At 71.7% G+C, this 25,513-nt stretch carries 20 protein-coding genes, 2 tRNA genes and 2 pseudogenes; 13 read left to right on the top strand and 11 right to left on the bottom strand.

The features are described 5' to 3' along the window. Window positions 1-302: 302 nt before the first annotated feature. From MWU75_RS17440 to MWU75_RS17425, 4 genes and pseudogenes are all read right to left on the bottom strand, one after another. Window positions 303-599 carry an addiction module antidote protein gene (locus tag MWU75_RS17440; RefSeq protein WP_247093317.1) on the bottom strand — a complete coding sequence of 99 codons (297 nt, stop codon included), beginning with the start codon at window positions 597-599 and terminating at the stop codon, window positions 303-305. After that, a pseudogene (locus tag MWU75_RS20410) lies at window positions 596-900 on the bottom strand (type II toxin-antitoxin system RelE/ParE family toxin). The gene MWU75_RS17440 and the pseudogene MWU75_RS20410 overlap by 4 nt, the downstream one beginning before the upstream one ends. Window positions 901-1,062: 162 nt before the next feature. Continuing rightward, the gene (locus tag MWU75_RS17430; protein ID WP_247093315.1) at window positions 1,063-1,347 is read right to left on the bottom strand and encodes a DUF1801 domain-containing protein; all 285 of its coding nucleotides are present in this window, start codon (window positions 1,345-1,347) and stop codon (window positions 1,063-1,065) included. Between the two features lie 626 nt (window positions 1,348-1,973). Then, window positions 1,974-2,046: transfer RNA gene (locus tag MWU75_RS17425), tRNA-Arg, on the bottom strand. Between the two features lie 124 nt (window positions 2,047-2,170). On the opposite strand from MWU75_RS17425, the gene MWU75_RS17420 reads away from it, so the two are divergent. Next, on the top strand, window positions 2,171-5,911 hold the full coding sequence (locus MWU75_RS17420) for a DUF4011 domain-containing protein (protein WP_247093313.1): 3,741 nt from the start codon (window positions 2,171-2,173) through the stop codon (window positions 5,909-5,911). Continuing rightward, window positions 5,908-6,111 (top strand): hypothetical protein, encoded by a 204-nt coding sequence (locus tag MWU75_RS17415; RefSeq protein WP_247093311.1) that lies wholly within the window; start codon window positions 5,908-5,910, stop codon window positions 6,109-6,111. The genes MWU75_RS17420 and MWU75_RS17415 overlap by 4 nt, the downstream gene beginning before the upstream one ends. Before the next feature lie 140 nt (window positions 6,112-6,251). Here MWU75_RS17415 and mscL read toward each other — a convergent pair whose 3' ends face one another. Together mscL and MWU75_RS17405 are read right to left on the bottom strand one after the other, a co-directional pair. Next, the gene (mscL, locus tag MWU75_RS17410; RefSeq protein ID WP_247093309.1) at window positions 6,252-6,644 is read right to left on the bottom strand and encodes a large conductance mechanosensitive channel protein MscL; all 393 of its coding nucleotides are present in this window, start codon (window positions 6,642-6,644) and stop codon (window positions 6,252-6,254) included. Window positions 6,645-6,832: 188 nt separating this feature from the next. Beyond that, a complete protein-coding gene (locus tag MWU75_RS17405) occupies window positions 6,833-7,525 on the bottom strand; it encodes an SAF domain-containing protein (RefSeq protein WP_247093307.1) in 693 nt (230 codons plus the stop codon). Window positions 7,526-7,607: 82 nt separating this feature from the next. On the opposite strand from MWU75_RS17405, the gene MWU75_RS20405 reads away from it, so the two are divergent. Continuing rightward, window positions 7,608-7,751, top strand: coding sequence for a hypothetical protein (locus MWU75_RS20405; RefSeq protein WP_348647802.1), 144 nt, complete (start codon window positions 7,608-7,610; stop codon window positions 7,749-7,751). A gap of 14 nt (window positions 7,752-7,765) precedes the next feature. Here MWU75_RS20405 and MWU75_RS20400 read toward each other — a convergent pair. Further along, window positions 7,766-7,906 (bottom strand): annotated as a pseudogene (locus MWU75_RS20400) (FmdB family zinc ribbon protein); the annotation flags it as partial. 59 nt (window positions 7,907-7,965) lie between these two features. Here MWU75_RS20400 and MWU75_RS17395 point away from each other — a divergent pair. Beyond that, window positions 7,966-10,608, top strand: coding sequence for a penicillin acylase family protein (locus MWU75_RS17395; protein ID WP_247093303.1), 2,643 nt, complete (start codon window positions 7,966-7,968; stop codon window positions 10,606-10,608). 18 nt (window positions 10,609-10,626) lie between these two features. On the opposite strand, the gene MWU75_RS17390 is transcribed toward MWU75_RS17395, so the two are convergent. After that, window positions 10,627-11,271, bottom strand: a complete 645-nt coding sequence (locus MWU75_RS17390; RefSeq protein ID WP_247093302.1) for a 5-formyltetrahydrofolate cyclo-ligase — start codon at window positions 11,269-11,271, stop codon at window positions 10,627-10,629. A gap of 55 nt (window positions 11,272-11,326) precedes the next feature. Between MWU75_RS17390 and MWU75_RS17385 the strand changes: the two genes are divergently transcribed. The 5 genes from MWU75_RS17385 to MWU75_RS17365 all read left to right on the top strand — a co-directional run bounded on the left by MWU75_RS17385 (window position 11,327) and on the right by MWU75_RS17365 (window position 15,772). Continuing rightward, window positions 11,327-12,232 carry a UTP--glucose-1-phosphate uridylyltransferase gene (locus MWU75_RS17385; RefSeq protein ID WP_247093300.1) on the top strand — a complete coding sequence of 302 codons (906 nt, stop codon included), beginning with the start codon at window positions 11,327-11,329 and terminating at the stop codon, window positions 12,230-12,232. Beyond that, window positions 12,229-13,521, top strand: a complete 1,293-nt coding sequence (gene glp / locus MWU75_RS17380) for a gephyrin-like molybdotransferase Glp (RefSeq protein WP_247093298.1) — start codon at window positions 12,229-12,231, stop codon at window positions 13,519-13,521. Before MWU75_RS17385 ends, glp begins: the two co-directional genes overlap by 4 nt. A 41-nt stretch (window positions 13,522-13,562) precedes the next feature. Next, the gene (gene moaC / locus MWU75_RS17375) at window positions 13,563-13,994 is read left to right on the top strand and encodes a cyclic pyranopterin monophosphate synthase MoaC (RefSeq protein ID WP_247093326.1); all 432 of its coding nucleotides are present in this window, start codon (window positions 13,563-13,565) and stop codon (window positions 13,992-13,994) included. Beyond that, window positions 13,994-14,611, top strand: coding sequence for a GNAT family protein (locus MWU75_RS17370; RefSeq protein ID WP_247093296.1), 618 nt, complete (start codon window positions 13,994-13,996; stop codon window positions 14,609-14,611). The genes moaC and MWU75_RS17370 overlap by 1 nt, the downstream gene beginning before the upstream one ends. 90 nt (window positions 14,612-14,701) lie before the next feature. After that, on the top strand, window positions 14,702-15,772 hold the full coding sequence (locus MWU75_RS17365) for a hypothetical protein (protein WP_247093294.1): 1,071 nt from the start codon (window positions 14,702-14,704) through the stop codon (window positions 15,770-15,772). A gap of 61 nt (window positions 15,773-15,833) precedes the next feature. On the opposite strand, the gene MWU75_RS17360 is transcribed toward MWU75_RS17365, so the two are convergent. Further along, window positions 15,834-17,582, bottom strand: coding sequence for a bifunctional 3'-5' exonuclease/DNA polymerase (locus MWU75_RS17360; protein ID WP_247093292.1), 1,749 nt, complete (start codon window positions 17,580-17,582; stop codon window positions 15,834-15,836). Between the two features lie 64 nt (window positions 17,583-17,646). Here MWU75_RS17360 and MWU75_RS17355 point away from each other — a divergent pair, with 64 nt between their 5' ends. The 3 genes from MWU75_RS17355 to MWU75_RS17345 all read left to right on the top strand — a co-directional run bounded on the left by MWU75_RS17355 (window position 17,647) and on the right by MWU75_RS17345 (window position 19,279). Beyond that, window positions 17,647-18,105: a hypothetical protein gene (locus MWU75_RS17355; protein WP_247093290.1), complete on the top strand. Its 459-nt coding sequence runs from the start codon at window positions 17,647-17,649 to the stop codon at window positions 18,103-18,105. Between the two features lie 65 nt (window positions 18,106-18,170). After that, window positions 18,171-19,103: an aldo/keto reductase gene (locus MWU75_RS17350; RefSeq protein ID WP_247093288.1), complete on the top strand. Its 933-nt coding sequence runs from the start codon at window positions 18,171-18,173 to the stop codon at window positions 19,101-19,103. A 103-nt stretch (window positions 19,104-19,206) separates the two neighbouring features. After that, a tRNA-Ala gene (locus MWU75_RS17345) sits at window positions 19,207-19,279 on the top strand. An 86-nt stretch (window positions 19,280-19,365) separates the two neighbouring features. Here the strand turns inward: MWU75_RS17345 and MWU75_RS17340 are convergent. Next, window positions 19,366-20,679 carry a hypothetical protein gene (locus MWU75_RS17340; protein WP_247093286.1) on the bottom strand — a complete coding sequence of 438 codons (1,314 nt, stop codon included), beginning with the start codon at window positions 20,677-20,679 and terminating at the stop codon, window positions 19,366-19,368. A 153-nt stretch (window positions 20,680-20,832) separates the two neighbouring features. Next, a complete protein-coding gene (locus tag MWU75_RS17335) occupies window positions 20,833-22,533 on the bottom strand; it encodes a formate--tetrahydrofolate ligase (protein WP_247093284.1) in 1,701 nt (566 codons plus the stop codon). Between the two features lie 133 nt (window positions 22,534-22,666). Between MWU75_RS17335 and MWU75_RS17330 the strand changes: the two genes are divergently transcribed. Then, a complete protein-coding gene (locus tag MWU75_RS17330; protein WP_247093282.1) occupies window positions 22,667-25,513 on the top strand; it encodes a cation-translocating P-type ATPase in 2,847 nt (948 codons plus the stop codon).

Here is a 25,513-nt window from a genome sequence, read left to right as displayed (position 1 = left end):
ACCAGCCACCCATACACTCACAGTCAGGCACGTCGAGGTCTTCCAGATCGAGGGCTGTGTGAGAACTCCCATCATCGGAAGACCTCGACCCTCACCCCCGCAGCGACCCGCCGCCGATCACACCACCGCTACACCCTCGTTTGGAAAGAGCCACTTAAGCACGATGCCGCCGCCCTACTCCAGGCCCGGAACCAGCGCGTCCAAGAGCGCGACGGGGCCGGGCAGGGGTGCGTCATTTCGCCGCGAGGGACGCTCGCACAATGGCCGCAATGGGGACGTCGCTGCTGGAGACTGCGCAGCCCTTACGCGATGGCTTCGAAGTGCAGCCGAAGGCCGAGTGCGTGTGCGACTTTCACGACGGTTGCGAGCGTGGGATTGCCGTCCGCGGAGAGTGCCTTGTAGAGACCTTCCCGGCTCATCCCGGCCTGTCGTGCGATCTCGCTCAAGTTGCGGGAGCGAGCGATGGCACCGAGCGCCGCCGCGATGACCTTCGGGTCGTCCTCGGCGTTCTCGAGGACTGCTTCTAGGTAGGCGGGCACGTCGTCGAACGTGTTGAGGTAATCCGCACTGTCGAACGGGGCAAACGTCTCGTTGGTCATGATCGGTTCCTTCTCCTTTCGGCGGCGATCAGGTGGGCCTTGCGGATGTCCGCATCCTGGGTGGACTTGTCGCCGCCGGTCAGGAGCAGGACGACCTGGTGGCCGTGGTGCAGGTAGTAGATGCGATAGCCGGGCCGAAGTTGACTCTCAGCTCGGAGACGCCCTTTCCGACGGGCTTGACGTCGCCAGGGTCGCCTGCCGCGAGCCGGTTAATCCGGATCAGCACGCGCGCGGCCGCACGCTGGTCCCTCAACTTGGTCAGCCATTGGTCGAACGTCGCTGATCGGATGACTTCCACCACATGTTAACTGTAGTTGACACATGCTGCGCGCCGCAAGGCCAACGAGACCGCTCGAGCGTGCCGCTGGTCGTCAGCCGCCATATGCGCCAGCTCGCCGCCCGTGACGCACTCATCTGCCGCAGTTCGCTCGCGCCGACGAGGTCGGTGGACCAGTCTGAGCAGTCAGGCCTCAGCCTGCTTTCGCGCTGTCCGCGCCACCCGTTCGACGAGATCATCCGGGATCGGTTTGGCCAGCGAGAAGGTGATGCCGGTCTTAGTCGCCTTCAGACCGGCGGCTGCGATCTCTTCTGCGTGTTGGGAGAGTGTGCCTGGAAGGAGATACAGCCCGCACTGCTTGTTGAACGCCGCATAGCTCGCTACCACCGAGCCGCCGATCCTGAAACCCGGCATGTTGTAGGCCACGATCTCTTCGGCCTCCGGCAGGGCCCGGGTCAGCGTCGCGCGCAACCGTTCCAGCGCGGGCTGAAAGGGCTCGCGCTGCGGCGATGTAAGCGTCGTGGTCGGTTACCGTCGTCATGACCGCGCTCCCTGCTGGTTGTTCACCGTTCGACTCGTTCTTCCAATTCTCCACCTGGCGCGTCTCACGCCCTGCGCATTCACTCCCCACGGCACGCGCGCCGGCTATCCCATCCGGTATTGCGGCGAGTTGCCCGCTCCTCAGATCAGATGCGCACTGCCGCCGCAAGACGCCCCCATCCGCGGTGGGGCGATGCGCGATCGTAGTTCAGGGCATTGCCTACTCTGGCGGTTGTCGTGCGCGCATGGCTGGCTGGTCCGTCAAGCACGTACCACTCACGTACCGGAGCCGTTCCAAGGATCACGTCTGCACGGTCGCTGAGAAGGGCCGTTCCTGCTGTGAACTGCGGGTATGGGACAATTTCACCCTGGTTCCCGGGTCGTTGACACCCGCTCCCACGCGCGCCGGAAAAGCGGTGCTTTGCACTGGCAGTGGGAGGCCGCTGACCTGCGCACACGTTGTCCGAGCCCCACGGGGGTGAGTCGTTCCCCACCGCGAAAGCGGTGCTCACCCCCCGGAGAGCCACACCCCGATAGGCCGCTGACCTGCGCAAATGTGCCCCCGGCAGGATTCGAACCTGCGACACCCGCTTTAGGAGAGCGGTGCTCTATCCCCTGAGCTACGAGGGCGGGGAGGACCGGGTGCCCCGGTCCAGGGCCCGCACGCGTGCCGAGCCACTCGGAGAGGTTACCGGACCTCGTGGTGGTTGGGTGTCTGCCGGGATCGGGCAGGTCGACTGGTTAACCTGGCGGGGTGAGTGAACCAGTCGACGCCCAGGGGCCCCGCGTCGACTCTCCCGCGCCCGCGGTGACGCCGGAACAGGTGCTCGAGGACGCCAGGGTCCGATGGCGCACGGAGCTGGCCGAGCTCGGCGGCCGGAACAGTCTGATGTGGCACCGCGACCTGCCCACCGGGACGATCGACCTGACGGTGGCGCACCCGGGCGGGGTCGCCAAGCTCCTGGCCGGCCACAACACGCTCCTCTCGGAGTTGGTGCGCGAGTCCGTGGCCCTGACGGAGGTGCGGCGCCGGGTCGCCGCCATCCGTGCCAAGGCTGTCGAGCTGCAGCGTGAGCACGGCATGAGCACACTCTTCCTCGCGGTCGGGATGGCCTCCTGGCACCTGCCCCGTGCCCCGATCCCGCCGCGGGCACCGGTCCTCCTGCGGGGAGCGCGAATCCGTCCCACCGACGCGTCCCGGCGCGACTACGTCCTGAGGCTGGACGCGGACGTCATCTTCAACCCTGCCCTGGAGCACTACCTGCGCGGGGAGCGTGGTGTGGAGCTGGACGGCCACGCCCTGGCCCGGGCGAGCACCGGGCGTCAGGGCTTCGACCCTCGTCCCACGTACGACGCTCTCGAGGAGCTCTGCGCAGGCATTCCGCAGTTCGGCATCGGGCCCCAGCTGGTGCTGAGCACCTATCCGCTGGCCAAGCTGCCCCTCGTCGCCGAGCTCAGCGGGCCGCTCGAGCGGTGGACGGCACGACCGTTGCTGGTGTCGCTGGCGGGTGGTGCCGCACCTCCGCAGGAAGATTCACCACAGGCCGAGGCCACGGACGGACCAGCGCCGGATGGCCGGCTGTCGCTGGTCCTGGAGGCCGACCGGGCCCAGCGTGAGGTGCTGGGCCTGCTCGCAGCGAAGCAGTCCGTCGTGCTGGACGCCGTGCCCGGCACGGGTCGCACCCAGACGATCGTCAACGCCATCGCCCAGACCGTCATCGGCGGTGGTTCCGTCCTCGTGGCGGCGGAGCAGCGCCGCGCCCTGGAAGGCGTGCACGAGCGACTCCGCAGCATCGGACTGGGTGACCTCGTGCTCGACATCCGGGAGACCGCTGCCGGGGCGCGCCGGGCGGCCGCGGAACTGATCGACGCGCTGGACCGGCACCAGTCGGGCGAGCGCGACGCTCACCCGGCGTCGACCGACCCGGAGTCCTTCGGCGACCCGCTCGCGGTGCTGCGCGCCCACGACGAGCACCTGCACGGTCGCCGCGAGCCGTGGGGGGTGTCGCTCGCCCAGACGCACGACGTGCTGACCCGCCTGGCGAAGCTGCCTCACCCGCCCACCTCGCACGTCCGTCTCGAGGCGGAGGTGCTCAAGGACCTGACCCCGACGGCGATAGGTGAGGTCCGGGACGCCCTGACGCGTGCGGTGACCGCAGGAGCCTGGAAACGCCGGCTGGAGGACCCGTGGTTCGGCGCCCTGGTCACCAATCCGGAGGAGGCGGAGCGGGCCGCGTCCATCGTCAGCGAGCTGGTCAGCGGGCGTTTCACCGAGGCGCGCGACGACGTGACGAGGATCGCCCGGGCCGCCGGTCTGCCCGCTCCCGCCAACCTCCAGCAGTGGACCCGCACCTTCGAGCTCCTGCGCCGGGTCCGCGACACCCTCGACGTCTTCACCCCCCAGGTCTACGAGGCTCCGCTGGACGAGCTGGTCCGGGGGACCGCCAGGCAACCCCGGGGCAGCCAGGACAAGCTGCCGGCCATGTCCCGGTCCCGGCTGCGTCGCCAGGCCAGGGCGCTGCTGCGACCCGGCACCCCGCCGCCAGACCTTGGTGACCGACTGGCGGCTGCCCGCGACGAACGGGCCGAGTGGGAGGGCCTGGCCGGCCGAGCGGCACGCCCGAGCACACCGCGTGGCTGGGAGGAGGCCGCCGAGCAGTATGCCGAGATGCACCGCGAGCTGTCCTGGCTCGCCGGGGTGCTGGTCACCACGGCGCAGGGCAAGGACCTGGAGACCACGCACCTCGACCTGCTGCTCGAACGGCTCGTCCGGCTGGACGCCCGAGCCGACCGGCTCGCGGTCGTGGCTGCCGTCCACAGCGATCTGCAACCACTGCGGGACCGTGGCCTCGGGCGACTCGTCGATGACCTGGCCGCCAGGGGAGTGGCCGTCGAGCACGTGGAGGCCGAGGCGGACCTGGTGTTCTGGGCCTCGGTCCACGACCAGATCACCCAAAGGGGGGCACACGCCGACGGCGCGGCGCTGCGCCAGGCTGCGGACGACCTCGTGGCGCAGGAGGAGGCGCGGATCGAGCGGGCCAGGGCTGCCGTCCGCGCCGCCGCCCACGACCAGGTCGAGGCCGCGCTGAGCGGTCACCCCACGCAGGAGGCCGCCCTGCGCGCCGTCGTCGACGCTGGCCCGCCGCTGCGGCTGATCGACCTGATCGCGGCAGCGCCCGATCTGGTCCGTGCGCTGCGGCCGTGCTGGCTCGCCAGCCCCCTGACGATCCCCGCCACGATCCCGCAGGACGCCGAGGTCGACCTCGTCGTCATCGACGAGGCTCATCGGCTCCCGATCGCCCGGGCAGTCCCGGCACTGGCGCGCGCGGACCGGGCGCTCATCGTCGGAGACTCCGGTGGACTGCCCGGACTGCCCTTCGTGAGCGTCGTCGACGAGCACGTGCGCCCCGCGGAGGCCGACGGGCAAGACCTGCTGGCCGCTGCCTCGGTGCACCTGCCGGTCCGGCACCTCGACACGCACTACCGCTCGCTGGATCAGCGCATGGTCCCACGACAGGTCACCCGCCCCCTGGCTGGCTATCCGGGCGTGCTGCTCGCGCCGCGGGTCACCGCACTGGAGGCCGACGGCCGCGACGACCTGGTCGCGGCGGTCGTGGAGCGGGTCGTGGACCACGCGCGGCGCACCCCGCAGCACTCCCTCGCCGTCCTGGTGGATGACGGCCACCTCGTCGCCGACCTCGAAGAGGGCCTGTGGGCACGGGTCGGTGTCGAGGCAGATCTGGCCGGCTCCTTCCGGGAGGACGTCGCAGAGCCGTTCCTGGTGAGCACCGTCGAGCACGCGGCCGGTGACGTGCGGGACCGGCTGCTGGTGGTCCTGTCAGGTCGCTCCGGCCTGGACGAGTCGTGGGCGGTCGCTGCTCTGGGCTCTGCCAGGAGGTCGGTCGTCGTGGTGGCCGATCGTCCCTTCGCCGACCTCCCTGACTCGGGAGGCATCGCCGTCATCCGGGCGACTCTCGAGGCCGCGGCCGTTCCGCCCGACGCACACCTCGCACCCGCCGGCGAGGGCGGACCGGCCGACGACGCCGATACTCCGGACGACGGCGACAGGTCGGACTCCACAGACACGTCGGAGTCCGCAGACCGGTTGGCGTTGCCGGTCGACGGGCGGTCCGGGGGTACCGCTCTGCTGGAGGACCTGGCCGCCCGGTTGCGCGCCGAGGACCTCACCGTGCGGGTCGGGTTCGGCACGGGGCCGCACCGGATCGAGCTGGTGGTCGACGATCCGGGTGAGCCCGGTCGGCCGCTCCTGGCCATCGACACCGACACCTGGCCCGAGCCGGGCGACGCCGGATCGCGCGAGCTGGAGCCGGGGGTCTTGGACCCCGCACGTCTGCGCAACAGGTCCCTGCACCTGCGCCGCCTCGGCTGGACGCCGCTGCGGGTCTGGACCACGGACGTCTTCCGCGACCCGGCCCGGGAGGTCGCCCGGATCGTCGAGCTGGCGCGCCGTGCCTCCGCGGAGCGTGGTCGATGACCGAGGAGCAGGTGCCGCACCGAGCCCGTCGTCACCGACGAGTGGTGGCGCCCGCGACGAACGCCCTGCCCGAGGACGACCCGGACTTCAGCGAGCCGCGGGTCGACCCGCAGGACTCCGGCGAGGCAGAGGGCGACCTGGCGCAGGAGATCGGCACCGACGAGTGGTGGCGGGCGCAGCGACCGCCGCACTGGGGCTAACCGGGGCTTACCCGGTCCGTCATCGCCGCGCAGGGCTTGGACGCGGCGCGAGGACGCAGTGCGACGCCCAGGGACCACGACGGCCCGGCCCCGACGGGGGACCGGGCCGTTCCGGGCTCAGCCCGGGAGGGTGGGGCGCGTCAGACGTTGCGGCGGGCGAGCAGGTCGCGGATCTCGGTGAGGAGTGCGACGTCCTCCGCCGGGGCCGCGTCCTCCTCGGCGCCGAAGCCCATCTTGTCGTTCACCTTGTTCATCGGCACGACGATGACGTAGTAGACGACCAGGGCAGTCATCAGGAAGACGATCAGCGCGTTGATCACGGCGGCGAAGTCGACGTAGGTGCCCGGGTTGGTCGAGATGATGCGGAAGCCCAGACCGCTCGCTTCGGCCCCGCCCATGGCGTTCAGCAGCGGCGTGATGATGGACCCGACCACAACCTCGACTACCTTTGCGAAGGCGGTGCCGATGACGACCGCGACCGCGAGGTCGACGATGTTGCCCCGCATGATGAAGTCCTTGAATCCCTGCAGCATGTGTTCCTCCGAGTGGGCATCCCGTGGGACGCGCGTTGTGTCCTGACTCCCACGCCGTCTGGCGCAGGGCGACGGAGACATTAGCGGAAGGCAGCGCCAGACCGCCAAACTCAGGACCATACATGGGCCCTCAGCCACGGGTGACCACGGCGAGGCAGTGTCTCGGAAGATCTGCGGCGCCACGGCCCTCAGCCACGAATGACCACGGTGAGGCCGTGTCCCGGCAGGTCAGCGCCACCGGCCGCGAGCCGGCCCGCCTGTTCGGGCGTCACCGCCACGAGGAAACTGAGCGCGTCCGCGTCGGCACGTGGCGGGCCCGCTGCGTCCTGGTCCGTGACCCGGCGGACGAGGAGGACGTCCGCGGCGAGGACCGCGCCGTCCGTGGTGGTCAGCACGTCCACCCGGGTCCCGGGCTGCAGCACTCCCGCGAGGGACGCGTCGCGCAGGGGCAGGTGCGCGAGAACGAGCTCCGGGTCCAGACCCTCCAGTGACGCCGAGGCCGAGACCCGCAGGTCGGTGAGGATCTCCCCGGCGCGCAGCGGTGCCGTCGTGACGCGCCCCTGCACCTGCGCGGGATCGGACAGTGCGCCCCCGGGCACCAGGCCCTCGGGCACGCGGGTCACGCGCACGGAGTCAGCACCCAGCTCAGCCCCGACCGGCACGTCATGGTCCGCGACGAGCACGAGCGGACCTGGGGCCGGCGGCTCGGGGGCCAGCGCGGTGACTGCGGCATACACCGCAGCCCCACACAGGACTGCGGCCAGAGCCTTACGCAGGACGCCCCGGCGCCAGACGGCACGGCGGTCGGCGTCCCGACGCCGGCCGCGCTCCTGCGCGGCCCGGATCGAGGCGCGCATCGACACCCGTGGAGACCTGGTCACACGGGGAGGTTAGGGAAGCAGTCAGGCGCTTGCGGCGGTCTTCGACGAGCCTGTGGACGCTGCGGCCGGGGTGGAACCCGCTGTGGACGACCCCGCCGACCCCGACGACCCGGACCCGTTCGAGGACGAGCCACCGGACCCCGTCGAGGAGGTGCTGGACGACGCGTCGGAGCCCGCTGCGGCGGAGGAGGAGGCAACAGAGCCCTTGCGGGAGTCGGTGCGGTAGAACCCCGAGCCCTTGAAGACGACCCCGACCGACCCGTAGCGCTTGCGCAACGCACCACCGCACTGGGGGCACACGGTCAGGGAGTCGTCGCTGAAGGCCTGCTGGACGTCAAAGGCGTTGTCGCAGTCCTTGCAGGCGTAGGAGTAGGTCGGCACGGTGCACGATTGTACGTGGGATGCGGCCCAGCACCGATTCGGTGGCTTACGCTCAGTGCGTGTCCCGAAGTGTCATGCGTCGCGTCGTCGTGCCCGTGATCGCGGCCCTGATCCTGGTGACCGTCGCCGCCGGCGTGCTCGGAGTGGGGCTGGTCAGGAGGTCCTTTCCGCAGGTCAGCGGTGAGTTGGCACTCCCGGGCCTGACCGCTGACGTCGAGGTGATCAGGGACGACCAGGGCGTCACGCACATCTACGCCGACACCCCGGAGGACCTGTTCTCCGCCCAGGGCTTCGCCGCCGCCCAGGACCGGTTCTTCCAGATGGACCTGCGCCGGCACGTGACCGCCGGACGCCTGGCCGAGCTGGTCGGTGAGCCCGGCCTGGAGACCGACAAGGTCATCCGCACCATGGGCTGGCGTCGCGTCGCGGAGGCGGAGCTGCCCAGACTGGACCCGCAGACCCGGCGCTACCTGGCTGCCTACACGGCCGGGGTCAACGCCTACCTGGAGCAGAATCCCTCCCCGTCCCAGGTGTCGCTGGAGTATGTCGTGCTGGGACAGAGCGCGCCGGACTACCGCATCGAGCCGTGGACGGACGCCGACTCGGTGGCCTGGCTGAAGGCGATGGCCTGGGACCTGCGGGGCAACTACTCCGACGAGCTCGGCCGCGCCCGGCTGGTGGGTGAGGTCTCCCGGCAGCAGCTGGGCGCGCTGTATCCGGAGTTCCCGGTCGACCAGCACGCGCCGATCCTGTCCGAGGACGAGTGGGAGCCGCCGCCGGTCGAACCCGCCAGCGAGGACCGCGGGGGAGTGGACGGCCCGGACGCCGACCCCGACCAGGGCGTGGGGACCTACGCCCCCGTCGAGGACCGCGAGGGCAGCGGTCCGCCCGTCGATGCCGACCTGGCCGCCAGCTACGACAGCACGCTGGGCGCACTGGCCGCGGTCCCCAACCTGCTCGGGGAGGGAGCGGGCATCGGCTCGAACTCGTGGGTCGTCTCCGGCGAGCACACCGAGACCGGTCTGCCGCTGCTGGCCAACGACCCGCACCTGGGCATCCAGCAGCCGGGCGTCTGGATGCAGACCGGGCTGCACTGCCGGGAGGTCTCAGAGTCCTGCCCCTTCGACGTCACGGGTTTCACCTTCGCCGGCTTCCCCGGCGTGATCATCGGCCACAACAACGACATCGCCTGGGGCTTCACCAACCTCGACCCGGACGTCACGGACTTCTACCTGGAGGAGGTCAACGCGGACGGCCAGGTCCGGCGCGGCTCGGCCTGGGAGCCGGTCGAGCAGCGCAGCGAGGTGATCAAGGTCGCCGGCGAGGACGACGTGCGCATCACCGTGCGGGAGACCCGGCACGGCCCGATCCTCTCCGACGTGATCGACGGCGTCGCGCAAGCGGGACAGACCGCCCCGATCAACGGGGTCGAGACGCTCACGTCATACGACGTCTCGATGGCCTGGACGGGCCTGGAGGAGACCCGCACCGCCGACGCGGTCTTCCTGCTCAACGCCGCGACCGACTGGGAGTCCTTCCAGGAGGCGGCCCGGCTGTTCGCGGTGCCCAGCCAGAACCTGCTGTATGCCGACACCGACGGCAACATCGGCTACCAGGCACCTGGTCTGGTCCCGGTGCGGGAGCCGAGCACCAACGGCGCGCCCCCCGGCTTCTTCCCCGCGCAGGGCTGGTTGTCCGCCTACGACTGGAAGGGGTGGGTGCCGTTCAGCGAGATGCCGTCGGTCTACAACCCGGCCGACGGCGTGATCGTCACCGCCAACCAGGCGGTCGCCGAGGGCAGCCGGCCGTTCCTGACCTCCGAGCCCGACATGGGCTACCGCTCCCAGCGCATCCTGGACCTGCTCACCGAGAAGATGGCGCAGGGGCCGCTGACCGTCGAGGACATGCACGACATCCAGGCCGACAGCTACAACGCCTTCGCCGACGACCTGATCGGTGCGCTGCTCGAGGTCGAGGTGCCCTCCTCGGACTTCTACCGGGAGCCGCAGCAGATGCTGACGGAGTGGGACCGGACGGCCCCGGCCGACGGGGAGCAGTCCGCCGCCGCGATGTACTACTACGCGGTGTGGGCCAACATCCTGGACCTGACCTTCGACGACGAGCTGCCCTCCGACCTGTCGGCCGACGGCAACTCCCGGTGGATGCTGGTGGTCGACCAGCTGCTGGACCGCCCCGCGGACGACTGGTGGGACGACCGGCGCACCGCGGGCGTGGTGGAGACGCGCGACGAGATCCTGCGCCAGGCCATGATCAACGCCCGGCTCGACCTGACCCAGCGCATCGGCAAGAACCCCCAGGACTGGCAGTGGGGCTCGCTCCACAACGTGCCGCTGCGCCACGAGGTGCTCGGTGGCGACGGGATCCCCGACCTGGTCCGGTGGGCCTTCAACGACGGCCCCTACCCGGCCTCGGGCAGCTCGGCCATGGTCAACGCCTTCAACTGGGAGGCCAGCACCGGCAGCTTCCGGGTGACCTCAGGCCCGTCGATGCGGATGGTCGTCGACCTGTCCGACCTGGACGCCTCCACCTGGGTGAACCAGGCGGGCAACTCCGGCCACGCCTTCCACCCCAACTACAACGACCAGGTGCAGGCCTGGCTCGAGGGCGGGTCCTACCCGTGGCCGCACTCACGCGAGGCCGTGGAGGAGACCGCGGTCCACACGCTCACCCTGACGCCGTAGCCCGGTCGGTCCACCCGGTCAGCGCACCAGCCTCACCCCGGCGGTGGTCAGCACCCCGTCCACCAGTATGTCGTGGGGTGCGTGGGGCAGGTGCCCGCCGGCTCGGTCGGTGGGCACCTCGTGGTCGTGCAGGGCCACGATGACCGGGACCGTGGGGCGCAGTCGCGGCAGGGCCCGGTCGTAGTAACCGCCACCCTGGCCCAGCCGGTGCCCATCGGAGTCCACGGCGAGGCCGGGGATCAGCGCGACGTCCACGCCGTGCAGGGCCTCCGGCCCGAGCTCGTCACCGGTCAGCGCTACACCGTGCATCACGTCCTCGGCCACACCGTCCCCGGTCGTCTCCGCGGCGGGCACCCAGTGCAGGTCGTGCTCCCCGCGCACGGTGACCGGCAGCAGCACCCGCGCCCCCTCCGCGAGCGCGGCCTGCACGAGTGCCCCGACCGGCGGCTCGCCGGGCAGCGCCCGGAAGGCCGTGATCGTCAGACCGGACAGGCCCGGTCGACCCAGCCCCCCGGCATACTCCCGGAGCCAGGTGAGGAAGACGGTGGCCAGTGCGTCGGCCTGCTCGGCCCGACCCGCGGGGCCCTGGCCCTCGACCACCTCCCGGCGTCGCGCCCGGACCCCGGCCCGTGCCTGTTTCTTGGCCGCGCTGATCCCGTCCATGCCGGCATTGTCCCCGAGGGGCCGCGGTCCGTGACGGCCACTAGGGTGGGTCAGCATGAGCGAGCCAACCCCGCGCCCGCGCAAGGCAGTGATCCCGGTGGCCGGTCTCGGCACCCGCTTCCTGCCCGCGACGAAGGCCGTCCCCAAGGAGCTGCTGCCGGTCGTCGACCGCCCCGCGATCGAGTACATCGTGGAGGAGGCCGTCCGTGCCGGGCTCAGCGATGTGCTGATGGTGACCGGTCGCGGGAAGGGGGCGATCGAGGACCACTTCGACGGCCACCCCGAGATCGAGCGTGCCCTGGATGCCAAGGGTGACCAGGAGCGCCGCGACCGGGTCGATGCCAGCACGGACATCGAGGTGCACTTCGTGCGCCAGGGCGTGCCCAAGGGGCTCGGCCACGCGGTGCTCTGCGGGCGCACGCACGTCGGGGACGAGCCCTTCGCGGTGCTGCTCGGCGACGACATGATCGACGCCCGCGACCACCTGCTGGAGCAGATGATCGAGGTGCAGGCCGAGCGGGGCGGGTCGGTCGTGGCGCTGATGGAGGTGCCCCGCGACCAGGTCGACAAGTACGGCTGCGCGGCCATCGACCCCGCCGACGAGGGCTCCGACGTCGTCCGCCTCACCGGTCTCGTGGAGAAGCCGCCCGTCGACGAGGCGCCGTCCAACCTGGCCGTGATCGGCCGTTACGTGCTCCACCCGCGCGTCTTCGAGGTGCTGGAGCAGACCCCGCCGGGGCGCGGTGGTGAGATCCAGCTGACCGACGCGCTGCTGGAGCTGGCCGGCGCCGACGGCGAGGGCAGCGGCATGACCGGCGTGGTCTTCCGAGGCCGCCGCTACGACACCGGCGACCGGCTCGACTACCTCAAGGCCGTGGTCCGGCTGGGTCGGGAGCACCCCGAGCTCGGCACGGACTTCGCGGCCTGGCTGGACGACTTCGTCCGGGGGGATGCCAGGTGACCACGGTCGACGAGCACCTGGAGTCGGTGCTCGCCGCGATCGAGCCGGTCCCGGAGGTGGAGGTGCCGCTGCACGAGGCGCTCGGCCTCGTGCTGACCCGCGACGTCACCAGCGACGTCGACCTGCCGCGCTTCGCCAACTCCGCGATGGACGGCTATGCCGTGCGGGCCGCCGAGCTCGCCGGCGTCGACGCCGAGCACCCCCGGTCCGTCCCGGTCCTCGGTGACATCCCCGCGGGCTCGACCGCACGGCATACTCACCGCGAGGGCAGTGTCTGGCGGATCCTGACCGGCGCACCGGTGCCCGAGGGGGCCGACGCGGTGGTGCGGGTGGAGGACACCGACGGCCGTCCCCGCGAGGTGCTGATCTCCCGGGCGCCGGAGGTGGGGGACAACATCCGGCCGGCGGGGGAGGACGTGCGGGCCGGCGACGTCATCCTGCGGCGCGGCACCCGTGTCGGCGCACCCCAGATCGCGGTCCTGGCCGCAGCCGGGGTCGCCGAGGTGGCCGTCACCGGGCCGGTGCGGGTCGTGGTGCTCTCCACCGGGGACGAGCTCGTGCCGGCCGGACAGCCGGTCGGCCCGGGCCAGATCAACGACTCCAACGGGCCGATGCTGGCGGCACTGGTCCGCTCGGCGGGAGCCGAGGTCGTGCACACGGGACACCTGCCCGACGACGAGAAGGTGATCAAGAAGACACTCGACCACCACCTGCGACAGGCCGACGCGGTGATCACAAGCGGGGGCGTCAGCAAGGGCGGCTCCTACGACGCGGTCAAGGCGGTGCTCACCGGGAGCGGGTCGATGGAGTTCACCGAGGTCGGCATGCAACCGGGCAAACCCCAGGGCTTCGGGCTGCTCGGCAAGCGCAGGGTGCCGGTCTTCACGCTGCCCGGCAACCCGGTCAGCGTCCTGGTCAGCTTCGAGGTCTTCCTGCGCCCCGCGCTGGCGCGTCTCGGCGGCCGCACGCACACGCCGGTGACGGTGCCGGCGGTCGTGGCGCGCGGATGGTCCTCCCCGGAGGGGCGCCAGCAGTATCACCGCGTGCGGCTGAGCAGGGACGCCAGCGGGCAGTATGCCGCGGAGCCGGTCGGTGGCCCCGGGTCGCACCTCGTGGGTGGGCTGGCGCTCGCCGACGGCCTGGCGGTCGTGCCCGCCGAGGTCACCGACGTGGCCACCGGCTCCGCGGTGCCGGTGCTGCCGCTGCGGCCGCTGGAGGAGATCGAGGCCGACCTGGTGTCCTCGGCCGATGAGGACCGGTCCGACCGCTCCGACGGGGAGGCGGGGTGAACGAGGCGCTGCGTCACCTGCGGGCGGACGGCACGGCCCACATGGTGGACATCAGCGGCAAGGAGGTCACCGCCCGCGAGGCCACCGCCACGGGCCGGGTGCGCCTGTCCGCCGAGGCGGTCCGCGCGCTGCGGGAGGGGACCGCCCCCAAGGGTGACGCCCTGGGGGTCGCCCGGCTGGCCGGCATCCAGGCGGCCAAGAAGACCCCGGACCTGGTGCCGCTGGCGCACCCGGTCGCCGTCCACGCCGTCGAGGTCGACCTGACCGTGGTCGACGAGGGGGTGGACATCCGGGCGACGGTGCGCACCGCTGACCGGACCGGCATCGAGATGGAGGCGCTGACCTGCGTGAGCGTCGCCGCGCTCGCGATGGTCGACATGATCAAGGCCGTCGACAAGCTCGCCGTGATCACCGACGTCATGGTGGTGGCCAAGTCCGGCGGCCGCTCCGGGGACTGGGCCCGACCGTCGTGATGACCTGGCCGGTCCGGCTGCACGAGGTCCGCCCGGACGGGGTCGAGATCGTTCTGCGGGGCCTGACCCGCGCCGACCGTGCGCGGTGGGACGAGATGCGCACGGCCAACCTGGACTGGTTGCGGCCGTGGGAGGCGACCGTGCCGACCGGCCCGGAGCCGACCCTGCGGTTCATCCGGCTGCGACGTCTCCTGGACCGGGCTGCGCGCGAGGGCCGGGTGCTGCCGTTCGTCATCGAGGTCGACGGCGTGCTCCAGGGGCAGATGCAGCTCTTCGACATCGTGTGGGGATCGCGCTGGACGGCGTCGGCCGGCTACTGGCTGGACCGTCGCGCCACCGGCCGTGGGGTGGCGGCGTGGTCGCTCGCGATGCTCATCGACCACGCCCTGCACGACGTGGGCCTGCACCGGGTCGAGGTCGCGATCCGCCCGGAGAACCTCGCCAGCCTTGCCGTCGCCCGGCGGCTCGGCCTGCCCGACGAGGGGTTCCGCGCCGGGCTGGTGCACGTGGACGGCGCCTGGCGTGACCACGTGGAGTTCGCGATCACCGCCGAGCAGCTGGGCACCGAGCGTCTCGTCGACCGGCTGCGCCGGGACGGCCCGCGCGCCGACGACTGACACGTCGCACCACGTCAGTCACACCAGTCACTTCCGCGACACGCACCAGAACTGCGTGGTAACCGCCGTGGGTCTCCCTATGGTTTGGGTGTGCCCAACAGCCTGATCTTCGCGGTCATCCTCGCGGTGTGGGCTGCCTATCTCATCCAGCACTGGATCCGTCGTCGCGACCACGTCGCCACGGCCAGGTCCGTCGACCGGTTCTCCGAGGCGATGCGCGTCCTGGAGCGCCGGCAGAGCGCCGCCCCCCGGGCCGACCTCACGGTGCCGGCGCCCAAGTCCTACGCCGTCTCCCTGACGCGTCCCGCCCACCCCGACGTGGTGGTCAAGCGTGCGCGCCACGGTGCTGCCGAGCCCGCCCCGCGCCGTGCCCGATGCCGCCTGCCGCGTCCCTCGGCCGCGACCCTGCGGGCCATGCTCCTGGTCGTCGGGGTGCTCGCCCTGGCTGCGGGCATCACGCTCTACTCCCTCGCGATGGCCCCCTGGTGGGCTGCCGCGGCGGGGGGCGCGGGTCTGCTGCTCGCCCTCACGCTCATCCGCATCTCCGTGGGTCGCCAGCGCCGTCGTGCGACCTCGCCGGTGCGTCCCGGTGCGCGCCGCCACGAGGTGGGCGCGACCCAGCTCGCCCGGAAGCCCACGAGTTCTGAGGGCCCGCGCTCGAAGGCCACGCGTCGCCGGGGCGCACGTCCGAAGACCGCCCGCCGCAGGTCGGTCCGACCGGCCCCGCGACGGTCGGCCGCGGCCGCGACGGCTCGGGCTTCCTCGGCTCCGGCTGCGAGCGCTCCGACCCTGACGACTGCGGACACGGCGGCATCTGCGCCGGTAGCGGCCGTGGCCAGGGACGCACAGTTCTTCGACGTCGAGGCCCACGACCGCGCGGAGAGTCAGGCGGGTGCAGCTGCGAAGGGGGCGAGCACCCTGCCCACCGCCGAGCTCCAGCCCGGCACCTGGGCTCCGGTCCCGGTCCCGCCGCCGACCTACACCCTCAAGGCGCGTGCCAGCCGACCCGGCGCGCCGTCCTCCGACCCCGCGCAGGCCACAGCGACGGGCGCCGTCCAGGCGGAGTCCACCGGCCAGGTCGAGGACCTGCCCTTCGACGGCCACGCGCTGGCCTTCGACGAGGAGTTCGAGGACCTGCCCCCGGTCCACTCGGTCGGCTGAGCCGCTGGCGACCAGGGTCCGCCCAGCCGGCACAGCGCGCCAGCGCGACCCTCGGGTGTGCTCAGGTCTTGTCCGCCTCGGCGTAGGTCTGCACGGTCGCGACGTGCAGCGGGAAGGACAGTGGGAACCCACCGAAGAGCAGCCGTCCGGCGGTGCTCGCCGAGTCCTGGACGATCTCCGCGACCTGGGCGGCCAGCGGCTCCGGTGTGTGGACCACGATCTCGTCGTGCAGGAAGAAGACCAGGTGCGGCCTGCCCTGGCCGGGAGCCGTGCCGGCACCGCTCGTAGCCGTCGCGCTGCGGCCACGTGCCGCGCCAGGATCGTCCGCCAGGGGAGTCAGTGCCCGGAGACGTCGACGCGTCTCGGCCATCCAGCACAGAGCCCACTCGGCGGCGGTGCCCTGCACGACGAAGTTGCGGGTGAACCGGCCCCGGTCCCTGGCCTGGGCGCGGGCGCGCCGCTCGTCACCCTGGTCCGCGTCGGTCTCTCCCGCCCGGCCCTGGACGGAGTGCCAGGCGGGACCCGGCGGCGGGCTGGTGCGACCGAGCCAGGACCGGACGGTGCCGCCGCGCTCGCCGACCTGCGCGGCCCGGTCGACCAGGCCGGTGGCCAGGGGGTAGGCACGCCGCAGGCGCGGCAGCAGCACACCCGCCTCACCGGCGGTGCCGCCGTAGAGCGCGGAGAGCATGCCGACCTTGGCGCGGTCGCGGGTCTCGACGACGCCGGAGGCGACCAGCCCGGCATACAGGTCGCCGTCCTGCCCGGCCCTCGCCAGGGCGAGGTCGCCGGCCATGCCGGCCAGGGCCCGCGGCTCGACCTGTGCGGCGTCGGCGACCACGAGCCGCCATCCGGGATCGGCGACGACGGCGGCCCGGACCGCCTTCGGGATCTGCAGCGCCCCGCCCCCGCTCGTGGCCCAGCGGCCGGTCACCACGCCGCCGGGGACGTAGTCGGTGCGGAAGCGGTCGGACCGCCCGAGCGTGCCTGGCTCAACCCACGTGTCGAGCCAGCTCCACCCGTTCGCGGAGAGCAGCCGGGCCAGCCGCTTGTACTCCAGCAGCGGTGCCACCACGGGGTGCGCCTGCCCGGTCAGCTCCCACTTGGCCGTCGACGTGATGTCCAGGCCGGCATGGCGCAGCGCCCGCAGCAGGGTGACCTGGGAGTCGGGGTTCAGACCCGGGCTGTGCAGCAGCTCCCGGATCTCGACGGCCAGCTGCTCCAGCCGTTCGGGGCGCATCCCCCGCGGTGGCCGCGGTCCCAGCTCCGCGGTCAGGATCGCGTCGTGCCGGGCCCGGTCCCAGGGGAGCCCGTCGGCGCGCATCTCCGCCGCGATCAGCGCACCGGCGGACTCGGCTGCGAGGAGCAACCGGAGCCGGCCCGGGTCGTCGGCCGCGGCGACGGCCGCCTGCTGCCGGTCGTGCTCGGCGCGCACCTCCTCCACCGTGGGGGTCGTGTCAGGGGTCAGGTCGTCCAGGAGGGTGGGGGCGGGCGCCTCGACGGGTGCCGGCGCCAACCAGGGCGGGGCCGTCCAGGGCTTGGGGGTCGCGAAGCGCAGGATGGCGTGGCACAGGCGCAGGTCGACGCACCGCCCGACCCGCGTGCCGGCGGCGAGCAGCCGGGCGTAGACCGAGCCGGTGTCGGGCCACACCCACCGGACGCCGTCCTCGCCCGCCACCCGCTGACGGTTGGCGATCCACGCCGCGGCCTCGTCCCAGGACATCTCGGCCGGTCCGTGTTCGACGCCGGGGTCCGCGACGAGAGCGCCGGCGCGCGTCGGCACCACCACCACGTCCACGACCCGCACGTCCACGACCTGACGGTAGGCCCTCGCGCGGACATCCCGGGAGCCGGACCAGGGGAGCTAGGCTGCCGACATGTTGGAGTGGGGCGCGAAGAAGGGCGGGGTGGTGCCGATCCTGCTGGACGGCGAGCAGGTCGCCACCGTCGACCCGGAGTTCTGGCGCGAAGGTGCCGAGCTCGTCATCGCCGACCAGACCTGGCGGTTCGAGCGGGACGGCCGAGACCGCATCGCCCGCCTGGCGCGCAACCCCAAGGTCGCCCTCCGGGCCACCAAGCCCAAGGTCTGGCGGGACGGCTGGGTTGTCACGGGTGAGGGTGTCACCTACGACATCGGCTCCGAGGGCTTCTTCGGCCGGACCCAGCGCGTCCTGCGGGACGGGCGGCGCGTCGGCACCGCGCACACGGCGGGCGCATGGTCGTCCCGGCCCGTGCTGGACGTCGACCCGTCCGTGCCCCCGGCGCACCAGCTCTTCCTGCTGTGGATCTCCCACATCATCCGCAAGCGCAACGCCGCCGCGGGCGCCGCCGGATGACCCCACCGAGCGGGCCTGCACACCTGCCGTCAGGACCTCTCGTTCTCGGGGGCTACGTTTGACCAATGACTGAGATGACCTACCGCCCGCTGGGTGACTCCGGCCTGCGGGTCAGCACCGTCGGCATCGGCTGCAACGCGTTCGGCTCCAGGATCGGGGGCGACACGGTCCAGGAGATCGTCGACGCCGCGATCGACGCGGGGATCACCTTCTTCGACACCTCCGACACCTACGGACGCGGGGAGTCCGAGACGCTGCTCGGCGAGGCGCTGAACGCGCGCCGCAACGACGTGGTCGTGGCCACCAAGTTCGGCATGGACATGCAGGGTGCTAACGGCCCGGACTGGGGTGCGCGCGGGTCGCGGCGCTACATCCGACGTGCGGTCGAGGCCAGTCTGCGTCGCCTCGGCACGGACTGGATCGACCTCTACCAGCTGCACCGTCCAGACCCGGTCACCCCGATCGAGGAGACCCTGTCCGCGCTGTCCGAGCTCGTCACCGAGGGCAAGGTGCGCTACATCGGGTCCAGCAACCTGGCCGGCTGGCAAGTCGTCGACGCCGACTGGACGGCGCGGGCCGGCGGCCACCAGCGGTTCGTCTCCGCGCAGAACAAGTACTCCCTCCTCGATCGCGAGCCCGAGGAGGAACTGGTGCCGGCCTGTGAGACGGTGGGCGTCGGCATACTCCCGTTCTTCCCGCTGGAGTACGGACTGCTCACCGGCAAGTACCGGCGCGACCAGACTCCTCCCGAGGGCAGCCGTCTGGCGCTGGACAGTCAGGCGCAGCGGCTCGCCGGGGCCGACTGGGACGAGATCGAACGACTGGAGCAGTATGCCGAGGAGCGCGGCCTCTCCCTCCTCCAGGTGGCCATCGGTGGGCTCGCGGCCCAGCCCGCCGTCGCCTCGGTCATCGCCGGGGTGACCAGTGCCGACCAGGTGCGCAGCAACGCGGCGGCCGGCCTGTGGGAGCCGTCCGCGGAGGACCTCGCCGAGCTCTGAGTCGGCAGTGCGCCGGAGACCGGTCCGGCCCCCGTGTCACCGGACTCCGGAATCGGAAAATCGGGTCTGCCGGTGCTACAGTCTGTAGCCGCCGGTACACCTTGGGGCTGTGGCGCAGTTGGTAGCGCGTCTCGTTCGCAATGAGAAGGTCAGGGGTTCGAATCCCCTCAGCTCCACCCTTTGGTCGAAGTCCCAGCCCTGCCCCGTCGTCGGTGGCAGGGCTTCTTCGTCTGTGCGCCGACGGGGGGCCGCGTCCTCTTGGCTACGGTGCCGCAGCGGGGGGAGCCTGGGGCGGCGGTGCCCTGTGCCTGACCACGCTGTGGTGCCCCGTGCCGACCAGGACCTGCAGGCAGGCGAGGAGGATCAGGGTCAGGGCAAGAACCCACCACAGCCGGGGCAGCGTCGGGTTGTTCCCCCACAACAGCACGACGACTCCGACCGCCACGACGACAGGCCGCAACCACCGGATGTTCGCCGCGACCCAGCGGCCCGCCGCACCGACCCGGCCGTCACCGGCGGACTCGGCGATGCGGGCGCCGGTGCCCTCCAGGCCGCTGACCACGGCGCCCCGGACACTGGCTCCGACCGATGTGGCCCCCGCGAACCAGCCGGCGATGATGAGGATCAGGCCTGCCGCGAGGAGCACCTGCTGGCCACGCAACAGGTAGGACAACAGGGTGTCGTAGAAGACCCTGCTGGCCGGGCCGAAGGCCGTGCCTGTCAGGTGGTTGACGAACAGCTGGCGGCCCACCGACAGCGCCAGGGCGAGCAGCAGCGCGTTAGCGGCGATCAGCACACCGATGGTGACCGCCATCCTCGGGCGGCGCCGGGCGGCCACAAAGGCGGCCAGATAAAGCAGGCCGACCACCGGGAGGAGCCAGGTGGCGACGGGGTTGGCGAAGGCATAGATCGTGCGGAGATCCCGCAGCGCGGGAGCCTCGAGCAGCACGATCTGCCGGTCGGTCTCGGGAGCTTGCACGCGGGACACGACGGGGATGCCACGGTCGACCAGCCGCTGACTCACCTGGTCGATGAGCTCGTCCAGGTCAAGCACGACCTCATCCCCCTGGAGCGACACAAGCCCGGAGTCGTTGCCCCGCAGCGCGCGCTGGAGGCCCTGTTGTGCACGGGTGTGCGCGCGGTCCCAGATCTCCGCAAACGTCGGCGACGCGATGAACTCGCGGGTGACCCGCTCGATCTGCGCGTTGATCGACCCGGCCAGGACTCCCGTCAGACGCTGCAGGCGTGGCCGGTCGGTGATCACCCCGGAGAACACGTCGTCGAGGATCGCCTCGACATCGACCCGCTGTTCGATGGCGGTGGTGACCTGGGTGGCGATGACCTCCTGGACCTCGGGGGAGTCCACGAGCGGACTGACCGTGTCGACGTAGCGTGCGGTGTCGTTCAGCGTCCGCTGTCCCCAGTAGGCCACCGCGGCCGGCACGGTCAGCAGACCCGCCAGCACCACGCAGATCACCACCACGACTGGGCGCCACGCAGGTGATCGTGGGTCCTGCGACCCCGCGGGACCGCCGGACTCGAGGTCGTGGGTCGTCTCCGGAGGCAGATCTGACACGACACGGCTCCTCGCAGGTCGTCCGGATGTCGGCACGTGAGTCACGTGCGTCAGTCATGAACGTAGCACTGCTCACGTGACGGTTCCGCGGGAACGAGGACGCTCGAGGAGCGGGTGATCGCGTCGCAGGCGCCCGAGGAGTGCTGCTGTGCCTCAGGACAATCCGGTGATCGTCCCGTCCGGCGCGAGCTCGATCCGCTCGGCGTTGGGGTGCCGGGACAGGCCGGGCATCGTGCGCATGTCGCCGGCGATCGCGTAGACGTAGCCCGCGCCGACGCTGGCCCGCACCTCCCGCACCGGCAGCCGCCACCCGCGCGGTGCGCCCACGAGCGTCGGGTCGGAGCTGATCGACAGGTGCGTCTTGGCGATGACCACCGGCAGGTCTCCGAAGCCGGTGTCCTCGCAGCCCTGTAGGGCCTTGGCCGCCGCGGGCGAGTAGTCCACGCCGTCCGCGCCGTAGACCCGTGTCGCGATGGCCTCGATCTTCTCCGTGAGGGAGTCCTCCAGGGAGTATGTCGTGGTGAACCGGGTGGGCTCCTCCGTCGCGTCCAGCACCTCGCGGGCCAGGTCCTCCGCGCCGGCGCCACCCTGTGCCACGTGCCGGGTGACCGCGCACCGGACGCCCATCTCCTCCGCCAACCCGGCGATCACCGCGTGCTCGCTGTCGTGGTCCTGGGGGAAGGCGTTGATCGCCACGACCGGGCTGACCCCGAAGCCCCGGATGATCTCCAGGTGTGCCCGCAGGTTCTCCAGCCCGGCTCGCACCTCGTCCGGACGCTCGGCGAACAGGCTCTCCGGCAGCGGCCTCCCGGCCCTGATGTCGTAGTGGCCGGAGTGGACCTTCAGCGCCCGCACGGTGGCGACGACGACGGCGGCGTCCGGCCGCAGCCCGCCGAGACGGCACTCGACGTTGAAGAACCGCTCGGCGCCCATGTCGGCGCCGAAGCCGGCCTCGGTGACCACGACGTCGGCGTGGCTCAGCGCGACCTTGTCGGCCACCACGGAGGAGGTGCCGGTGGCGATGTTGCCGAACGGGCCGCAGTGCACCAGGGCCGGCCCGCCCTCGAGGGTCTGCAGCAGGTTGGGCTTCAGGGCATCCCGCAGGATCACCGCCATGGCACCGGCCACGCCGAGGTCCTCGGCGCTGACCGGCTTGCCCTCGACGGTGTAGCCCACCACGATCCGGCCCAGCCGGGCGCGCATGTCCTGATAGGACGTGGCCAGCGTCATCAGCACCATCACCTCCGACGCCGCGGTGATGTCGAAGCCGGTCTCCCGCACCAGGCCGTCCCCCCGGGCGCCCAGCCCGACGACGATGTTGCGCAGGGACCGGTCGTTGACGTCCATCACCCGCCGCCAGGTGATGTTGCGCAGGTCCAGGCCGAGCTCGTTGCCGAAGTGCAGGTGGTTGTCGACCGCCGCGGCGAGCAGGTTGTGGGCGGCGGTGATGGCGTGGAAGTCACCGGTGAGGTGCAGGTTGAGTCGCTCCATCGGCACCACCTGGCTGTAGCCACCACCGGCCGCCCCACCCTTGATCCCGAAGGTCGGGCCCATCGACGGCTGCCGCAGCGTGGCCACCGCGGTCTTCCCCAGCCGCTGCAGGGCCTGGGTGAGCCCCACCACCGTGGTGGTCTTGCCCTCGCCCAGGGGAGTCGGGGTGATCGCCGACACCACGACATACTTCCCCCGCGGTGCGTCGTCGGCCGCGGCCAGGTCGATCTTGGCGACGTCCCGGCCGTAGGGCTCGACGTGGTCAGGGTCGACGCCCAGGTCGGCGGCGACCTCGGCCATCGGGCGCAGTATGGCGGCGCTCGCGATCTCCAGATCGCTCGGCAGGGCAGGGGGACGGCTCATGGGTCGAGCGTATTGCGGCCCGGCCCCGGCCGCGCCACCTCCCCACCCGGGAGACCCGCGGCAACGACCACGTCGTGAGAGCAGCCGGACTCATCCCGCGCGGAGCGCCCAGGACCATGACAGCGTGCCTCCCATGCAGGTGAACCCCTCCGTCCTGACCACGGCCGAGGTCGTCGCGCAGGTTGACACCGATCCCGGACGCGGTCTGAGCACGGCCGAGGCGGCGCGTCGGCTGGAGTCCGACGGGCCCAACGAGCTCCAGAGCGCGCCCCCGGTGCCGGCGTGGCGCAAGCTCCTCGCCCAGTTCCAGGATCCGCTGATCTACCTCCTGCTCGCCGCGGTCGTGATCGCCACGCTCGCCTGGCTGGTCGAGGGGGCCGAGGGGCTGCCGACCGACTCGATCGTCATCACGCTGATCGTGATCGCCAACGCGATCCTTGGCTACAACCAGGAGTCCAGGGCCGAGCAGGCCGTGGCGACCCTGCAGCGGATGACGGAGTCCAACGCCACGGTGGTCCGCGACGGGCAGACCGACGTGGTGCCGGCCTCAGCGCTCGTGCGCGGTGACCTCCTGCTGCTGAGTGAAGGCGACAGCGTCGGGGCCGACGGACGGGTGCTGGAGTCCAACGCCCTCCGGGTCGCGGAGGCATCGCTCACCGGAGAGTCGACCGCGGTGACCAAGGCACCAGGCGTGCTCGCCGGCGGCGAGCCGCTCGGAGACCGCACCAACATGGTGTTCCGCGGCACAGCGGTCACCCAGGGCACCGCCCGGGTCCTGGTCACCGGCACCGGCATGGACACGGAGATGGGTGCCATTGCCACGATGCTCGAGCAGACGCAACGCGAGCCGACACCACTGGAGCGCGAGATCTCACTGATCGGCAAGATGCTCGGCGGCATCGTGGTCGTCATCGCCGTCGTCGTGATGGCCACGGTCTGGCTGATCAGCGGGGTCGACTCGCTCGATGACGCGGTCACCGTGCTCCTGCTGGGGGTGTCCCTGGCGGTCGCGGCGGTCCCCGAGGGGCTGCCCGCCATCCTGTCCGTGGTGCTGTCGATCGGGGTGCAGCGCATGGCTGCGCGCAACGCGATCGTCAAGAACCTCAACTCCGTCGAGACGCTCGGGTCCGCCTCGGTGATCTGCTCGGACAAGACCGGCACGCTGACCAGCAACGAGATGACCCTGCAGGTGGTGGTGACCCATTCCGGCACCTCGGACGTCACAGGGGTGGGCTACCGGCCCGACGGTGAGGTCATCGCCCAGCGGGCGCCAGGTGGTGGGGAGCGCAGTGAGACGGACCTGGACGCCCAGCGTGCCGAGGACGTCGTCGTCCTCGCCGGGGGGTCTCTGGCGTCCAACTCCGAGCTGCGCGAGTCGGCGGGGGAGTGGCAGGTGATCGGTGACCCCACTGAGGCGGCCTTCCTGGTCGCCGAGCGCAAGATGGGTCTGACGCAGCGACGCACGGCACGGTTCACCCGGGTGGGTGAGGTGCCGTTCACCTCCGAGCGCAAGCGGATGTCGACGGTGCACCTCGACCACGAGCACGGCGACGAGGCGGTGCTGATCAGCAAGGGTGCACCGGACGTGCTGCTGGGACGCTGCACCCAGGTGCGCACCGGTCTGCGGACCGAGCCGCTCGTCCAGCAGACCCGGGACCGGATCCTCGGGGACGTCGAGGACCTCTCGGGCCGGGCGATGCGCACCATGGGAGTGGCCTACCGACCGCTCGCGGCGACCGAGGTGCCGAGGGAGGCCATCACCTCCGGTCGGGTGCCCGCGGAGCTGGCGGAGCCACTCGAGCACGACCTGATCTACGTCGGGACGGTCGGGATGATCGACCCTCCGCGGGAGACGGCTGCCCGGGCGGTGCACCAGGCACGCGGGGCCGGCATCCGGATCATCATGATCACCGGGGACCACCCCTCGACGGCCCTGCGGATAGCCCAGGACCTGGGGATCGTCGGGGACGACGGCACCGCGGTCACCGGCACCGAGCTGGATGCGCTCGACGAGGTGGGGTTCGCCGAGGCAGTGGCCCGGGTCAACGTCTTCGCCCGCGTCGCCCCAGAGCACAAGCTGCGCATCGTCGACGCGCTGCAAGCCGAGGGGGCCGTCGTGGCGATGACCGGTGACGGGGTGAACGACGCCCCCGCACTGAAGTCCGCGGACATCGGTGTCGCGATGGGCATCGCCGGGACCGAGGTGACCAAGGAGGCTGGGTCGATGATCCTGGCCGACGACAACTTCGCCACGATCGTCGCCGCCGTCCGACAGGGGCGGGTGATCTTCGACAACATCAAGAAGTTCCTGCGCTACCTACTCTCCTCCAACGTGGGGGAGGTCCTGACCGTCTTCCTCGGGGTCGTGCTCGCCGGGGTCATCGGGCTCACCGAGGCCAGCCAGGAGTCGATCGTGCTGCCGCTGCTGGCCACCCAGATCCTGTGGATCAACCTGGTGACCGACTCGGCACCCGCCCTGGCGCTGGGCGTCGACCCCGAGACCGACGATGTCATGGCACGGCGTCCACGCGCCCCGGGCGAGCGGGTGATCGACGCCAGGATGTGGGGCGGCATCCTCGCCGTCGGCGTGGTCATGGCCGCCGCGACGCTGCTGACTATCGACCTCTTCCTGCCCGGCGGGCTCATCGAGGGCACCGACCCCCTCGAGGTCGCCCGCACGGCCGGCTTCACCACCCTGGTGCTGGCGCAGCTCTACAACGTCTTCAACTCGCGCTCGCAGACCACCAGCGCGTTCCATCGGGTGTTCGGCAACAGGTGGCTGCTGGCCGCCGTCGCCCTCGGCGTCGTCTCGCAGGTGGCGATCGTGCACCTGCCAGTGCTCCAAGTCGCCTTCGGCACCGCGCCGCTGGACCTGAGGCACTGGCTGGTGTGCGCGGCGATGGCCAGCTCCGTGCTGTGGTTCGACGAGCTGCTCAAGCTGGTCGCCCGGCAGCGCGACGGACGCCGCGGCCTCGCCTGA

Origin of the sequence: Ornithinimicrobium sp. F0845, from assembly GCF_023015765.1 — a bacterium.
Lineage (GTDB): Bacteria > Actinomycetota > Actinomycetes > Actinomycetales > Dermatophilaceae > Ornithinicoccus.
This window is presented reverse-complemented; position numbering and strand designations above follow the sequence as displayed.